This is a genomic window from Nocardia sp. NPDC050718 (assembly GCF_040654235.1).
GTDB lineage: Bacteria > Actinomycetota > Actinomycetes > Mycobacteriales > Mycobacteriaceae > Nocardia.
The window spans coordinates 82,529-97,726 of sequence record NZ_JBFAHQ010000001.1; the positions used below are offsets into that span (position 1 = coordinate 82,529).

14 protein-coding genes and 1 pseudogene are annotated in these 15,198 nt (G+C 63.8%); 5 read left to right on the forward strand and 10 right to left on the reverse strand.

Translation table 11 applies throughout. The features are described from left to right. Nucleotides 1–81: 81 nt before the first annotated feature. The 4 genes from lysX (at nt 82) to AB0H54_RS00435 (ending at nt 5,234) form a co-directional block, all read left to right on the forward strand. A complete protein-coding gene (gene lysX, locus AB0H54_RS00420; protein WP_357344122.1) occupies nt 82–3,372 on the forward strand; it encodes a bifunctional lysylphosphatidylglycerol synthetase/lysine--tRNA ligase LysX in 3,291 nt (1,096 codons plus the stop codon). A 167-nt stretch (nt 3,373–3,539) separates the two neighbouring features. After that, complete coding sequence (locus AB0H54_RS00425; protein ID WP_357341803.1) at nt 3,540–3,851, forward strand: hypothetical protein; 312 nt, start codon at nt 3,540–3,542, stop codon at nt 3,849–3,851. 35 nt (nt 3,852–3,886) lie between these two features. Continuing rightward, on the forward strand, nt 3,887–4,573 hold the full coding sequence (locus AB0H54_RS00430) for a hypothetical protein (protein ID WP_357341805.1): 687 nt from the start codon (nt 3,887–3,889) through the stop codon (nt 4,571–4,573). 37 nt (nt 4,574–4,610) lie between these two features. After that, nucleotides 4,611–5,234 (forward strand): histidine phosphatase family protein, encoded by a 624-nt coding sequence (locus AB0H54_RS00435; protein ID WP_357341807.1) that lies wholly within the window; start codon nt 4,611–4,613, stop codon nt 5,232–5,234. Nucleotides 5,235–5,288: 54 nt separating this feature from the next. Here AB0H54_RS00435 and AB0H54_RS00440 read toward each other — a convergent pair whose 3' ends face one another. The 7 genes and pseudogenes from AB0H54_RS00440 to AB0H54_RS00470 all read right to left on the reverse strand — a co-directional run. Beyond that, a complete protein-coding gene (locus AB0H54_RS00440) occupies nt 5,289–6,188 on the reverse strand; it encodes a cutinase family protein (RefSeq protein WP_357341809.1) in 900 nt (299 codons plus the stop codon). Between the two features lie 251 nt (nt 6,189–6,439). After that, complete coding sequence (locus tag AB0H54_RS00445; RefSeq protein ID WP_355283797.1) at nt 6,440–6,811, reverse strand: hypothetical protein; 372 nt, start codon at nt 6,809–6,811, stop codon at nt 6,440–6,442. A 10-nt stretch (nt 6,812–6,821) separates the two neighbouring features. Next, entirely contained in the window at nt 6,822–7,277 is a 456-nt protein-coding gene (locus tag AB0H54_RS00450) for a roadblock/LC7 domain-containing protein (protein ID WP_355283800.1), read from the reverse strand. Further along, nucleotides 7,274–8,281 carry a hypothetical protein gene (locus tag AB0H54_RS00455; RefSeq protein WP_357341811.1) on the reverse strand — a complete coding sequence of 336 codons (1,008 nt, stop codon included), beginning with the start codon at nt 8,279–8,281 and terminating at the stop codon, nt 7,274–7,276. Before AB0H54_RS00455 ends, AB0H54_RS00450 begins: the two co-directional genes overlap by 4 nt. Next, nucleotides 8,278–8,598: a hypothetical protein gene (locus tag AB0H54_RS00460; protein ID WP_357341813.1), complete on the reverse strand. Its 321-nt coding sequence runs from the start codon at nt 8,596–8,598 to the stop codon at nt 8,278–8,280. The genes AB0H54_RS00455 and AB0H54_RS00460 overlap by 4 nt, the downstream gene beginning before the upstream one ends. A gap of 353 nt (nt 8,599–8,951) precedes the next feature. Then, on the reverse strand, nt 8,952–9,557 hold the full coding sequence (locus tag AB0H54_RS00465) for a tetratricopeptide repeat protein (RefSeq protein WP_218716106.1): 606 nt from the start codon (nt 9,555–9,557) through the stop codon (nt 8,952–8,954). A gap of 286 nt (nt 9,558–9,843) precedes the next feature. Continuing rightward, a pseudogene (locus tag AB0H54_RS00470) lies at nt 9,844–10,185 on the reverse strand (FAD-dependent oxidoreductase); the annotation flags it as partial. 392 nt (nt 10,186–10,577) lie between these two features. Here AB0H54_RS00470 and AB0H54_RS00475 point away from each other — a divergent pair. Beyond that, nucleotides 10,578–10,742, forward strand: a complete 165-nt coding sequence (locus AB0H54_RS00475) for a DDE-type integrase/transposase/recombinase (RefSeq protein ID WP_357341815.1) — start codon at nt 10,578–10,580, stop codon at nt 10,740–10,742. A gap of 355 nt (nt 10,743–11,097) precedes the next feature. Here AB0H54_RS00475 and AB0H54_RS00480 read toward each other — a convergent pair whose 3' ends face one another. The 3 genes from AB0H54_RS00480 to dcm all read right to left on the reverse strand — a co-directional run bounded on the left by AB0H54_RS00480 (nt 11,098) and on the right by dcm (nt 15,171). Continuing rightward, nucleotides 11,098–11,826 (reverse strand): HNH endonuclease signature motif containing protein, encoded by a 729-nt coding sequence (locus AB0H54_RS00480; RefSeq protein ID WP_357341817.1) that lies wholly within the window; start codon nt 11,824–11,826, stop codon nt 11,098–11,100. A 109-nt stretch (nt 11,827–11,935) separates the two neighbouring features. Beyond that, nucleotides 11,936–13,960, reverse strand: coding sequence for an AAA family ATPase (locus AB0H54_RS00485; RefSeq protein ID WP_357341818.1), 2,025 nt, complete (start codon nt 13,958–13,960; stop codon nt 11,936–11,938). Between the two features lie 41 nt (nt 13,961–14,001). Continuing rightward, nucleotides 14,002–15,171: a DNA (cytosine-5-)-methyltransferase gene (dcm, locus tag AB0H54_RS00490; RefSeq protein ID WP_357344124.1), complete on the reverse strand. Its 1,170-nt coding sequence runs from the start codon at nt 15,169–15,171 to the stop codon at nt 14,002–14,004. Between the last annotated feature and the right edge of the window lie 27 nt (nt 15,172–15,198).

Here is a 15,198-nt window from a genome sequence, read left to right on the forward strand (position 1 = left end):
ACGCCGCAGTGTCCGCCACACCGACGGCCCGGATGCACGCACACTGGATCGGTGACCACCACGCAGGCCGAGCAACACCCTATCGTCGAGGCATCGCCGGGCCGCGCCGCCGCCGTTCCGCATCGTGGGCACGGCAGGCTGGCCGAGGTACCGCACATCACCGGGCTCGTTCTCGGTGTCTTCGCGGTGCTGTTGTTCCTGTGGAGCCTCTCGCCCGCGCTGCGTTATCTGACGCAGGTGCCGCGGCACTATGTGGACGTCTACTACTTCGACGCCCCCGACACCAGCCTCGTGTGGGCGGTGGTCGTCGGCCTGCTGGCCGGGGCGATCGCCAGCCGAAAACGCGTCGCGTGGTGGCTGCTGGTGGTGTACCTGCTGCTCTACGCGATCTCCAACATCCTGGACTTCGTCGCCGACGACGACATCGACGCGCTGGTGGCCTTCGTCGTGCACGTCGTCGTCATCGGGATCCTGATCGCGGCGCGCAACGAGTTCTACACCCGGGTCCGGCCGGGCGCGCTGTGGAAGGCGCTCGGTGTGCTGGTGGCCGGGCTGGCGCTGGGCTGCCTGATCGGCTGGGCGCTGGTCGAACTCGCGCCGGGCACGCTGCCGCCGGGCCCGCAGCGGCCGCTGTGGGCGGTCTACCGGGTGACCGCGGCGGTGCTGGTGAACAACGAGCACTTCGACGGGCACCCGCGGCCGTGGGTCAACTTCCTGCTCGGCCTGTTCGGCGCGATCGCCCTGCTCGCCGCGGTGGTGGTGCTGCTGCGCTCGCGCCGGGCCGACAACGCGATGACCGCGCTGGACGAGTCAGCGCTGCGCGGGCTGCTCGCGGCGAGCGATGTCGAGGACTCGCTGGGCTACTTCGCCACCCGCCGCGACAAGGCGGTGGTGTTCGCGCCGAACGGCAAGGCGGCCATCACCTATCGCGTCGAGCTCGGTGTGAGCCTGGCCAGCGGCGATCCGATCGGGCCCAAACAGGCCTGGCCGCAGGCCATCCGGGCCTGGCTGGAGGAGGCCGACCGCTTCGGCTGGGCGCCCGCGGTGATGGGCGCGAGCGAGCTCGGTGCCACCGCCTACCGCAACGCCGGGCTCGCGGCCCTGCGGCTCGGTGACGAGGCGATCCTCGACACCCGCACCTTCTCCCTGGCCGGGCCGGAGATGAAGCAGGTGCGCCAGGCCGCGAACCGGCTGCGCAAGCACGGAATCGGCGTGCGGGTGCGCAGGCACCACGACATTCCCGCCGACGAGTTCGCCGAGATCGTCGCCAGGGCCGACGCCTGGCGCGACACCGAGACCGAACGCGGCTTCTCGATGGCGCTGGGCCGCCAGGGCGACCCGCTCGACGGCGACTGCCTGCTCGTCGAGGCCGTCGACCACGACGAGCGGGTGCACGCCATGCTCTCGTTCGTCCCGTGGGGCCGCAGCGGCGTCTCGCTGGAACTCATGCGCCGCGACCCGCAGAGCCCCAACGGCGTGATGGAGCTGATGATCTCCCAGCTCGCGCTGAACTCCGACCAGTACGGCATCACCAAGATCTCGCTGAACTTCGCGGTGTTCCGGTCGGTGTTCGAGGAGGGCGGCCGGATCGGCGCGGGCCCGATCCTGCGCGCGTGGCGCGGTGTGCTGCTGTTCTTCTCGCGCTGGTGGCAGCTCGAGGCGCTGTACCGGTCGAACGTGAAGTACCACCCGCGCTGGGTGCCGCGCTTCTTCCTCTACGAGGAGCGCAGGCAGCTGCCCCGGGTGGCGACGGCCAGCGGTCTGGCCGAGGGCTTCCTGCCGCGCATCGGCAAGGAGCCCGACGCGGCCGTGCACACCGGAACACACTCCGCGGTCCCGGCGAGCGTCACCGGCCTGCACGCCGACGGCAGCGCGCCGGACGCGCCGGAGGGCGAAGACGCCGAGCAGGGTCCGCGCAGGCCCGAGCAGGTCCGCGTGCGGATGGACAAGCTGGACCGGCTCACCGCCGCAGGCGTCGACGCCTACCCGGTGGCCTACCCGCCCACGCACACCATCGCCGACGCCCGCGTCTGCCCGAAGGGCACCACGGTGCGGGTGGCGGGCAGGCTGCTGCGCATCCGCGACTACGGCGGGGTGATCTTCGCGGTGATCCGCGACTGGACCGGCGAGATCCAGCTCGTCATCGACCGGGAGCGGGTCGGCGCCGACCGCAGCGCCGAGTTCACCGAGTTCTTCGACCTGGGCGACCTGATCGAGGTCAGCGGCCAGCTCGGCACCAGCCGCAGCGGCGAGCTCTCGCTGCTCGCCCAGGACTGGCGGATGAACGGCAAGTGCCTGCACCCGCTGCCCGACAAGTGGCGCGGCCTGGCCGATTCCGAGGCCAAGGTCCGGCAGCGCTACGTCGACATGGCGATCAACCCGGAGACCCGCGAGGTGATGGGCAAGCGCAGCGCGGTGCTGCACTCGCTGCGCGACTCGCTGTTCAACTGGGGCTTCCTCGAGGTCGAGACGCCGATCCTGCAGCAGGTGCACGGCGGCGCCAACGCGACCCCGTTCCGCACCCACATCAACGCCTACGACCTCGACCTCTACCTGCGCATCGCGCCCGAGCTCTACCTCAAGCGGCTGTGCGTCGGCGGCATGGAGAAGGTCTTCGAACTCGGCCGCACCTTCCGCAACGAGGGCGTCGACTTCAGCCACAATCCCGAGTTCACGATCCTGGAAGCCTATGAGGCGCACAGCGATTACCTGCGGATGATGCAGCTGTGCCGGCGGTTGATCCAGGACGCGGCGATGGCGGCCAACGGCGCCGAGGTGGCGCTGCGCCCGAACGACGAGGGCGGGTTCGACGCCGTCGACATCTCCGGCGAGTGGCGGGTGAAGACGGTGCACGGCGCGGTCTCGGAGGCGATCGGCACCGAGATCACCACCCGCACCGAACTGGCCCGGCTGCGCGAGCTGTGCGACGCGGCGGGCATCGCCTACCAGCACGGCTGGGACGCGGGCCAGGTGGTGCTGGAGATGTACGAGCACCTGGTGGAATCGCAGACCACCGACCCCACCTTCTACTGCGACTTCCCCACCTCGGTCTCGCCGCTGACCCGCTCGCACCGCAGCATCGACGGCGTCACCGAGCGCTGGGACCTGGTCGCCTGGGGCGTCGAATTGGGCACCGCCTACAGCGAACTCACCGATCCGGTCGAACAGCGGCGCAGGCTCACCGAACAGTCGATGCTGGCGGCGGGCGGCGATCCGGAGGCGATGGAGCTCGACGAGGACTTCCTGCAGGCGCTCGAACACGCGATGCCGCCCACCGGCGGCCTCGGCATGGGCGTGGACCGGGTGGTCATGTTGATCACCGGCCGCAGCATCCGCGAGACGCTGCCGTTCCCGTTGGTGAAACCGCGGTGATTCGGGGTACACCGTTACTCGTGTAAACGAATCGTGGCCGCGCCGCGATGAACAACTACTCCGGGACGCCGCGAGGCTTTCGCACCGAAAGCCGCACCCACGGCGCTAGTCTCGGAGTTCCGGCACCGGGAGGATGCCGGGCCAACGACCTATCGGGATGGGAACACATGTATCTGGATCTGCTGACCACGGCCGCCCTCGTCGACCCGCACCTGCTCACGAGCAGCTTCGACACCCTGGCGAGTTCGGACACGGTCAACACCGCGCTGGAGCTGGCGGCCAAGAAGAAAAAGAAGAGCAGCTCCGGCCTGATCATCGGCGGTATCTGCTGCCTGCTGATCGTCGTGCTCATCATCGGTGGCATCTTCCTGCTCAAGAACAAGAAGAAGGACAACGGCCAGCCGCCCGCCCAGCCGCCCTACGGCGGTCCCCAGGGTGGTCAGCCGCCGTACGGTCAGCCGCCCTACGGCCAGCCCTGACCTGATCGAGGGACTCGCGGCGATATCCTCGCCCGATGACGAGGCATCCCCGCGAGTCCTCGAACGAACGCCTGGTCGCCCACGGGCTGTCCGCGACCGGTGTCGCCGGCCTGTTCCTGCTGCTGCGGCTGTTCGCCGTCACCGATTACGACTGGAACGCCGCGTTCTCGCTGCTCGGCACGCTGGGGATCGGCGATGTCGCCGCGATGGTGGTCGGCACGCTGATGGCCAGCCCGCTGCTCGGCGGGATCGCGCTGTCGGTGCTGCTGCCGGAGGCGGTGATCCATCAGATCCGGCTCGGCAGGCCGAGCTGGACCAACGCGGGCAATCTGACCTGGCTGGTCGTAGTCGCCCTGTTCACCGGCGCGCTGGTGTGGACCTACCGGGTGTGGTGGGTGCTGATCGTCGCCGGTGTCCTCGCGCTGGTGCTGTTCGGGCTGTTGCGGGCGGGCAAGCGCAACCCCCAGGGCGCGAAGTTCGCGCACTGGTTCGTCGGCAGTTCCGCGCTGATCGTCACCGGCGCCGCCCTGATCCTGGCCGCGACCGTCCAGGTGCCGTGGGTCTCCCGCGAGCACATCGAGACGAAGACCGGCCTCGTCGACGGCTATGTGATGGAGAATCCGCCCGGCTTCCTGAAGGTGTTGCGCGAAGACGGCCGGGAGATCGTCATCATCGACACCGCCGATGTGACCGGTCGGACGGAGATCGACCCGGAGCCGTGAGACCACCCGGCCCGGCGATACGGCAGAGTGTGTGAGCGTGCAGCTCATTCTCGTGCGTCACGCCCAGCCCGAACGCGTCGTCGGGGCCACCACCGCCGCCGATCCCGGCCTGACCGACATCGGCGGGCAGCAGGCCGACCGCGTTCCCGCCGCGCTCGCCGCGCACGAGATCGCCCGGATCGTCAGCAGTCCGCAGCGGCGGGCCCGCGACACCGCCGCCCCCACCGCGGCCGCGCGCGAGCTGCCCGTCGACATCATCGACGACCTCGCCGAGTACGACCGCGACCTGCCCGCCTACATCCCCATCGAAGACGCCAAGACCGACTTCGCCGAGGCCTACGCCCGGATCAAGGCGGGCCTGCTGCCCGAGCAGATCGACGGTCCGGCCTTCATCGCCCGCGTCCTCACCGCGATCGACGGCCTGGTCGCCGCCGCGGCCCCGACCGACACCGTCGTCGCCTTCGCGCACGGCGGCGTGGTCAATGTCCTGCTGGCCGACATCCTCGGCCTGGACCGCCCGCTGACCTTCCCGATCGACTACTGCTCGGTGACCCGGATCCTGTACTCGCGCACCGGCTCCCGCACCGCCGCGACGATCAACGAGAACGGCCACGTCTGGGACCTGCTGCCGCGCAACCTCGCCAGTCCCGCCTCCCCGTGAACGGCCGAGGGCCCGGTGTCGGTCGTCCGACACCGGGCCCTCGGGGGCGTTCGCTCAGGCCTGCTGGGCGATCCAGTTGTGCATCCAGGTGATGGCGGTCTGGCCGCCGCCCACCGGGTAGCTGCCGTAGAGGGTGTGGGCCTGCGAGCGGTAGAAGCGCTCCAGGTCCTTGGCGCGCTGCTGGTTGGCCGCGTCGGAGAGCTGCGCCTGCAGGGTCGGGACGCCGCCGTGGGCCATCAGGTCGTTGACGATGGCGCCCGCCTCGATCTGGTAGCGCCACAGGTTGGCCGGGTTGGCGTCGGAGCTCTGCGCGAGGAAGCCGGCGAAGCGGGTGACGAAGTCGTCGGTGGCGGTGGCGCAGTACAGGTCGTCGACGGCGCAGATGGTGCGCACGCGGTCGCTGATCCAGCCGAAGCCACCGGGCCGCGCGCCACCGGCGCCAGCGCCCGCGGCGATCGGGCCGACCTGCACGTCGGTCGGCGAGCGGCGCGGATCGGAGATCAGGCCGACGGCCTTGACCTTGCCCGGCGCGATCGGGCTGACGGCGGTGCCGATCTCGGCGGCGAGGTCGCCCGCCGCGTCGGCGCCCTGGCTGTAGCCGACCAGCGCGATATCGGTGTCACCGCACGCGGCGAGCTTGGCGGTGATCAGTCCGCGCGCGGCGTCGACCGCCTGCTTCTTGGACTGACCGTAGACATCGCCTTCCCACGGGAACGCGGTGGCGGCGTAGGTGACGTAGTCGACGTCGGTGTTACGGGGTAGCCCGTTGGTGACGCCGGCGAGCATGCCGGGGCCAGGAGCCTTGTCGTGCCCCGTTTCCCAGGTGCCCGGGATCGCGACGACATAGAGACTCGGGCAGCCGGGCGCCGCCGTGGCACTCGTACTGCCGACCATGATGCCGGTGGTCATCGCCGCGGCAGCACCCAGCGCCGCGACAACTTTCTTCAACTGCATACCGCTCCAGTTCACCTTTGCTCGATGCAGAGCAAACCCCGATAAGTCGCTGTCGAGATCCTGGAATCGGCCGATGGCCACGCTGCGCCTCACCCAGACCTCGCCGCGAATCACAATAGGCGGACGAGCCCGCTGATGCCACACGACGACTCGCGCATGTCCGATTTCCGACAGTCGACATCGCCGCAGGGTGCGCGGGATGTCGGCGGCCACTTCGAGTCGCCGACATGTTCATCCGCCGTTGGGGTGACTCACACCTCCAGGTCTTCCTCGATGCCCTTGAGGCGGTGGCGGGCCAGCGCCAGGTTGGACCGCCCGCGATCGAGCGCGAGGTAGAGGAAAAGGCCCTTGGACTTGCGACCGGTCATCGGGCGGATGACGTGGTACTGGCTGCCGAGGGTGATGAGCACGTCCTCGATGTCCTCGTTGATGCCGAGCTGCTCGATGGTGCGCATCTTCGCGCGGACCACCTCGGTGTTGCCCGCCGCGGCGACCTGCAGATCCAGCGCCTTGCTGCTGCTGAGCATTCCGAGCGCCATCCCGCTGCTGTAGTCGACGACCGCGGCGCCTATCGCACCGTCGATCACCATCATGTCCTTCAGTGCCAGGTCCATATTCGACATGTCGTGCCTTTCAATCGGTTTCTTCCTTGGATTGCGCCGCCGCCAGATGTTCGGCGATGGCGCGCGCCACCGGCCGCGACTCCAGGTGGAGCCGGCCGACGTTCACTTCCGGGCCCGCGAGCACGGTCAGCGAGGTGTAGCCGGCGGCGTAGATCACCACCTGCCCCTCGGTGCCGAGCACGACGACCTCGTTGAACCCACCGCCGTGCGCCGTGGTCGCCAGGCGATACGACAGCGACAGCTGCGCGGCCGCCATCGCGGCCATGCCGGTGGGTTCGATGTGCGGGGGTAGGTCGTGTTCGATCAGCAGCCCGTCGCTGGAGGCCACCACCGAACCGGTCAGGCGGGGGACGCGCTCCCGCAACGACTTCAGTTCGGCCAGTACGGCCGTGTTCCGTTCGGGCACCGGCATCGCCACCTTCGTCCTTCCCCTCCATTCACCGAGCAGTTTCTTCCGCACGGTCACGCAAGCTCCTCCAACGCCGCCCTGAGCCGGATGAGTACTTCGCGGTCGACCTGTCGCCAGCGCTCGGGCTCGTACGGTGCCGCGCCGGTTCGGTTTCCGCGATACCGGGCGGGCGCGGTCGCTTCCTCGTCGACCGCGTGCCGACCGGTTCGCTCGCCCGTCCCCGCGTGCACCGGCCGGGGCGGGCGAGCCGTTCCCACGCCGCCGCCGAGCGCGGGCGGGACCCGCTTCGGTAGCGCGGGCACGCCTGTGCTCGACACCTCCGGTGCCGAATGCCGGTGGCGCCCGGTGTCTTCGACGGGTGCGGGCGCGAGCGCGAGGTGCCGTCCGGCAGGCGGCGCGGCGACGGGCTCGGGCGCCATGGCCTGCTCCGCCGCCGCGCGGTCGGGTTCCTGGATCAGCCCCGCGGTGGTGAGGTCGCGCACCGCGACCAGGCAGCCGTAGGTGGTGCGGCCGAGGTCGCGGGCGATCTCGGCGATGCTGCGCCGCTCGTCGGCGGCGGCCAGCACTTCGGCCTGGCCGCCGGTGAGCACCACCCGATGCCGGCGGACCCGGCGCGCGGGGATCACCGGCACCGCGGCGACCAGGTCGGCGGGCCACGGGCCCCACTCCGAGGCACTGCGCCGGGCGCATTCGTGCAGCAGCGTGTGCGGCGCCACCCGGCAGACGGGGGCGAGCCAATGTTCGGGCGTCGGCCGGAATTCCGGCTCGGCCGCCGAGGCGAGCAGGAAGAAGGCGGCGTCGAAGACCGACAGCAGCGCCAGGGTTTCCAGCCGGGGCCGATGCAGTAACGGGCCGGGATCGCCCGCGCCCGCCCGGCGCCAGTCCTCGGCGGTCGCCACGCCCGCCTCGACCACCAGCCGGTCCAGGCCGATCGTGCGCCTGCACCCGGCCGAGGCGATCGCGCCGCGCGCCAGATGGAATTCCCCGTCCCCGGCCCGCAATACCCCGGTCGAACCCTGTTCCTCGTGCCGGTGCAATTCCTCGGCGAGGGCCAAGCTCATCGATCGCCGCCCGTCAATTCCTCGAGCGCGCCACGCAGCTGATACCGGGCCATGCCGAGATTGCCTGCGTCACCGCCGAAGACGACGTGCACGAACAGCCTGCCGTCGAAATCACCCTCGATCAGGTGCAACAGGTGGAAGCCGTCGTTGCGGCAGACGACGATCTCGGTGATGTCGTCATCCGGGCGCCCGGTCGCCAGCGCCGAACAGCCGAGCGCGGCCCGCACCACATCCGTGGTGCCCGCCGCATCCTCGTGTTCGTCGACGATGTCGTGCACTCCAGCGGCGGCAATCGCCAACCCGCTGGCCCCATCCACCAGTGTCACGCTGCACGCACCGGGAATATCCATGATGCGCTTCAGGCAGCCGTCGAGAGAATTCACACGCCCCGGCCTGTCATCGAGAGGTTATCGGAACGTGACGTTATACCTCCCCGCAAATTCCCGCACGCCGAACGCCGGAAAATTGCTGTGGCCCATAATGTTTGCTGAGGTTTGCTGGAAAACCGCTCGGTATCAATACTTTTGGGTAACTTGATTTCGATTCGCTGCCGACCCGATAAACCCGGTGCTCAACCGGTGTTTACCGCACCGGCGATCCTCTCGCGAACATCACGAAAAGAACGCGACGAAGCCACGGACCACGGGGCGGTCCGCCGGAAGGGAGCTACTCAGCCCGCGGCGCGCCGGTACCAGGACTCGGCCTCGCGGTGCGCGCCCTGGGACTCCAGGAGCGCGGCGAGGTTGGCCATGGCGCGCGGGTGACCGAGATCGGCGGCGCGGCGGAAGCAGCGGCGGGCCTCGGTGAGGGCACCGCGGTGCCGCAGCAGCATGCCGAGATTGTTGACGGCGTCGATGTCACCGTTGTCGGCGGCGTCGCGATACCAGGCCTCGGCGTCGTCGAGGCGGTCCTGGTCCTCGCACAGGCGGGCGAGGTTGTACATCGCGTCGACATTGCCCGCGAAAGCGGCATGGTGGTACCAGGTTTCGGCACCCCGGCGGTCACCGCACTGGTAGAGCAGGGTGGCCAGGTTGTACATGGCGTTGACGTTGCCCGCGGCGGCGGCCCTGCGGTACCACGACTCGGCCTCGTCGAACTCGCCGAGCTTGTCCAGCAGGACGGCCAGATTGTTCATCGCCCTGGTGTGCCCGGCGGCGGCCGCCCGGCGGAACCAGTGCTCGGCGGCGTCGAAATCGCTGTGGTCGTAGTAGATGTTGGCGAGGTTGTGCATGGCGGTACCGTCCCCGCGCTCGGCGGCGCGATGCAGACTCGCCATCGTTCCCGGCGGTAACGGCACTTCTCCCCCTCGGGTCATCACCGGTTACACATCGATAACGGAAAGTCTATGTGCTGCACCGGAGATCAGCCACGTCGTTTGCTTCGGCACCGAAAGCATTGTGCGCGTGCCGTGTTCAGACCCCTACGCACGCCTTTCGACGGCCCCGCCCCGGCCGGTGCAGAACCGGAAGACGCTACCAGAGCTGCCCGGATAGCGAAATAGTGTGCGACACAACGACAAAGCGCCCGTGGACCGAGGTCCACGGGCGCTTCGAAGTAGCTGATCAGCGTTGGGCGACAGCCGTCGGCGGGATCGGCGCGGGCAGCGCGGTCTCGCCTTCCAGGAACTTGTCCACCGCCGAGGCCGCGGCGCGGCCCTCGGCGATCGCCCACACGATGAGCGACTGGCCACGGCCCATATCGCCGGCGACGAAGACGCCGGGGATGTTGGTGGCCCAGTTCTTGTCCCGCTGCACGTTGCCACGGCCGTCGTAACCGACGCCCAGGTCGGTCAGCAGGCCCGGCTTCTGCGGGCCGACGAAGCCCATCGCCAGCAGCACCAGGTCGGCCTCGAGGGTGAAGTCGGTGCCTTCGACCTTCTCGAACCGGCCGTTGGCCATCACAACTGACATGCCCCAAGCGCTCCCCGAATACCACCCCGAGCCGCCCCGGCATGTCCGGAGACTTCACCGCTTGGAGAGATGGAGTCATGTTGACGAGCAAAACCCGCCAGAGCTGCGCGAGCGTGTGGTGCGTATGCTGGCCGAGATCAGGGATTAGAACAAATCGGCGTGGGCCGCGATGTGGGGCGTGAGTTGAAGGTCCAGATCAGACGGGTCCACTGCGAGAACTTCAGTGTTGATGGGGGCTCGAAAGATGTGGTGCAGCTCAATCATTAGGGCATCTCGGTAGCCTGCTCCACGGTCGAACGATTGATGAAGGCTCTTGGGCTGGCAGGTGCGGCGCCGAACCGGTAGTGGGTCGCCCACATTACCTATGTGTCGAAGTGGTCGGGTGGGTGTATGTCGCGTTCGTCATCGATGCCTATGCCCGGCGGATCCTGGGTTGGCGTACCTCGACAACGATGACGACTGCGCGGGTTCTCGACGCGATTAAGCAAGCAATCTGGAAAACGGGCAACATCGGGTTCCGCAGTGAAAGACGTGGTGCACCGAACGGATAGAGGCGGGCAGTATACTTCGATCGCGCTGACCAAACGTCTTTGCCTACGCTGGATGCAACTGCCGGTTGGGGCGATATGGTCTTCGTATGACAACGTCCTTGTCGAGCCGATCAGCGGCCTCTGCAAGACGGAACTTATCACATCACATGGTGCGTGGCGCAGCGTCGAGTAGTTCGAGTTCGCCACCGCCGAATGGGTCGACTGGTTCAATCACCGGCGCCTCTAACAGCACTACGGGATATCCCGCCTGTCAAGATGGAAGTGGCCTACTAGGCTCAACACCCAGCCCAGCAACCTACCCGGGGCTGTCACACCGATAAATCTCCGGAATCAGCGAGGCGGCTCACCCTCCATGTCAAGTAGCATCAAAATGCGCCCAACCACCATCACAAAAGTCGCGAGACCGCGATACTCCTTCATACAATGACGCCATCCAATAGTTTCGCCCGAATTTGCGCGAAAGATATTCAGAATGCTCGCGGGCCTCAGCAGCCACCAGTTCCGCCCCTCCGTCCTTGTAGTCCGCTTCAAAAGTGTCAGACCGCTGGATCAACTCGGTGACACTCGCCCATGAGTAGCAGGCGGAGAGCTTCAGCACCTCGAACTGTTTCTTAACCCTCGTATATATGGAATCCGGAAGGTGCTCATTTGGCGAAAAGGTTATCACCGGACCATCGTCAAACACCTCGATATCAGAATATAGAACTGACGGGCAATTCGAAAGATCATCGAGATAGGCATGGATAAGGCGGGTTTGATGATCGCCCACATATGAACGCTTTTGCGTATTGCACTCTGGGCAGGCTGGAATCAGATTAAGCGGGAATATACTGTACTCCGGAAATATTTCTTTGGGCAAGAAATGGTCGAGTGTAGATGCTTCTCTTTGACCGCACATCGGACACAGTCTTCTCACGGCACCCCTGATAACCTCGTTCCGTAGCCCTTCAAGAATTTTCTCTGGATATGTATGGTTATAGTTACTGCGAACGGGGCCCGAGCAGTCATCATCAAGCATTGATGGCCCGTAGACTCGATGAGAAGAAATCATCTCTTCATATATGTCATAGGCTTTGAAGACCACAGCTCGCGCTATAAGAAGTACGTCGCTATTCGACTTTCGTCGATTTCGAGTCACAGTGTCATAGTCGGCATGATGGTCACGAGCAGGCCTTTGTAGTGAAAATATCAACTCAACCCTTACGCTTCAAGTTCCGAACGTATGCGCGAGCCTGGGGGCTCATCTCGCCGTCAAAAAGAGCTTCGATTTCAGCCAAAGACATTTGAGAGGACAGTTCCGTTAGGACCGCATGATAGTCGGTCCTTGAGCTATCCAGCCGGAATACATTCGAAGTCAGAGCGCCGATATTTTCGCCGAATGTTTCCCAGTCAGGTTCATTAACTTCAGAACTCTGACCGAATCTGTTAAGCACACGTACGTGCGCACGAGGTACCTCTTGAATAACCACCGGGGAGTGCGTTGCGATGATTGCAAACGCATCTCGCTTTTCCAGGACAATGCTCAGAGCACGCATAAAGGCTGCTAGGAGCGACGGATGCAGGTGGGATTCGGGCTCGTCAATAAGTACAAGCGATGTAGGCCCACAATGTGCCACTAATTGCGTGAGTATATTAATGACAATCTTATGTCCCGAGCTGAGTTCATCAAACAAGTCCCCTAGTGTCTGCGTATCCCGGTCCGGATCGACTACAACACCCGCACGGCCGAATGATGGCTCAAAGTTCAAAGTCTCCGCCACCTCACGCAACAGACCGAGTCTTGCGTTATCAGCAACAGCAAGGGAATGAGCCTGCACAAATTCCGATGAAAGTTCGTCTATCGACTTCAGATCGCGGGGGGAATATATATTGCGAATATCGGGTCGATTATTAGTTTGGTTTCCAAGTTTCCGTAACCCAAAATATGAATACCCAAACACCTCCCCTGTCCGCATCAGCCTATCCCCCACGTCACTGCCGCCCTGCTCAGCCCAGAAGACGTCAGGCAAGGCAAATGTATCGAACGCGCTATATGAAATGGCGATAACTGATCGAAAATTTGTTAGTTCAGAATCTTCAATATATCCAACCTGTCTGGCAATGTGCTCTCGTTGGATTGGCCCGCTAGTAGCAACAAGAGCTAGATTTGCGAGTAGTCTAGTCTTGCCGGAACCGTTGTACCCAATAACCGCATTTACCCTACCTGGCAAGTGCCCATTTCTTTTGAAACAGAACTCAATGGGAAACGTACCGCCACCCACCAAGGTGTGGAATGTGAACGTAAGTACAGAAGTTGGCTTCTCTTCCGCTAACGAGAGCTTCGACTCGCCGAAGTCCGCCTTCATACTCATGATGTGCGATGCTTGTCCAGTTCGAAGCAGCGAGGTCGTAAACCCTCTATGGTGCTTGAACTGCTCAGCGACTTCCTTGAATACCGCTGCATCGCGGAGTGAGTTCAATATTTTCAATCGCATCGCACCAGGAAGATCTGCCAATATCTCATAATAGGCGACACTTTGCCCAAGTGAGCAGTAACTATCATCCAACCCAAGAAAAGAATCTCCAGGTAGCTGCGTTCGACCGCCAGACTGCGACGCATTTAGGATCTTTAAATCACCGACAATGATACTTCTATCTCTTGCAAGATGCACCTCCAATGAGAACATAGTTCTGTATCCGAAGTCGTCCCAATCGTCCCCCTTAAGCAGCCCGAAAGGATAATACCGCTTTCCGATCGTGTCTGATATATCACCATCAAAGAACTTGAATTGCTCTGTCCGTAGCTCGCTGAGGCCACTCTGGTAGATCTCCACATTGAGGTCAGCGTAGTTTTGAATTATCTGATCAAGGATAGCCTGGCGCCTATCCGTCGGAAGCAATACAGCAAAGGGAGCCCACGCGTTACCCGCCAGCGACATTACCAAAACTTCGTGGGTCTTTCTATCTCTTTCAAGACCAGCGAATATCGCCTGTACGATCGCCGAAGTGTCATCTGCTGGACCGGCAAGCGCAACTATGACCGGTGTTGAAGTCGCGCGTCTTGACTGCAAGATCCGCACGTTGGCGTTTTTTCGCTCGTTTATATAGGTGGTGTATATGTCTTCGACGCCGACGCCGAGCTCGTCCGAGAGTTTGCCTTCAAACTCGCGATATTTTGTATTGCTTGTAGAGGAATGGTTGATAGGGATGAGGCTCTGAAAGATCTTAATATAGCGCACTTGTTAAGCCTCCTGCACATTCCGCCGCCCGCGCCTCGTATTCATGCGATCTTGACCATCGTTGCAAGCTCGACGTAGTCACGGATATGTTCACGAAAATTCGGGTATCGGCCCAGATTTGTTTGACTCAATCTGCTCCAGAATCCACTGGCTGCGCGTCCACTGAGCGGCGGACAGTCTTCTATCCGTACGACGTCGAGTAGGTGTTTATAACTGCTCTGGGTTGGAAATTCACTTATGTCAACCCTCCAAACACGGCCTTTTTCTCCCCATGCAGCGTGTGGCCAGCCTCCATTACGTTCCCAAGCCGAAGCAAGATCATTTCGGTATTCGCCAGGGTCCAGTATTCTCCCTGCTACCCATTTCGAAACGCCCACTGTTACAGCGTTTCCCACCAATTTCCATCGAGGGCCGTTTCGCTTTCCGTCGCTTGCAGAACTCGTCCAGCCACGTTCGAACCCCTGAAGACTTTCACTGTCCTCAATAGTCGGAGTTATAAAGCGGGACCCGAGCTCTCGCTCTGGAATCCAGATTGCGGGCGGGGAAGGTATACCAACAGACGAGCCACCCTTCAATGTAGGGGTAGCATCCTTCGCCCAACCAACACCAGTTCGTCCTTCGGTCCAATAGAATCCAAATGAATCACCGCGCAGTATTGAGTCGTCGAAACCACTATCGTCAGCAAAGAGTACTTTTCGGGGATCGTCCGTTACCGACGCTACTAGAATGACGCGTCGGCGTCTCTGAGGCGTACCAGTGAATCGCGAATCCACTACTCTGTATGCCCACCGATAGCCTAGTGACTCCAGTTCAGAAACCAGATATGCCATAGCCTCACCCCTATCGAGGGTGAGCATATTGGGCACGTTCTCGATTAGTACCCATGGTGTCTTTCTACCTGATTGTTTGATCAGTCGCAGCATTTCGAAAACGTGTCCAACTAGGCCAGATTGGTCTCCTCTAATCCCGGCGGTACGCCCCGCCTGCGACAAGTCTGTGCATGGAAACCCTGCTGCAAGTACATCAAGATTGCCCGGCAAGTCGCGCAGCTCAGCGACATCGGGATGAAGCTCTACGTTAGGAAATTGGGTTCGGAGAACCGTCTGAGCTGGAGCCCAACTTTCGCATAGCAAGACTGTGTCGAGCTTGTCGCCAAGACATTGATGGAAGCCCAGCTCGATCCCGCCAATACCTGCAAATAGACCGGCCATCCGGAACGAGGTGGACAAGACTGTCTC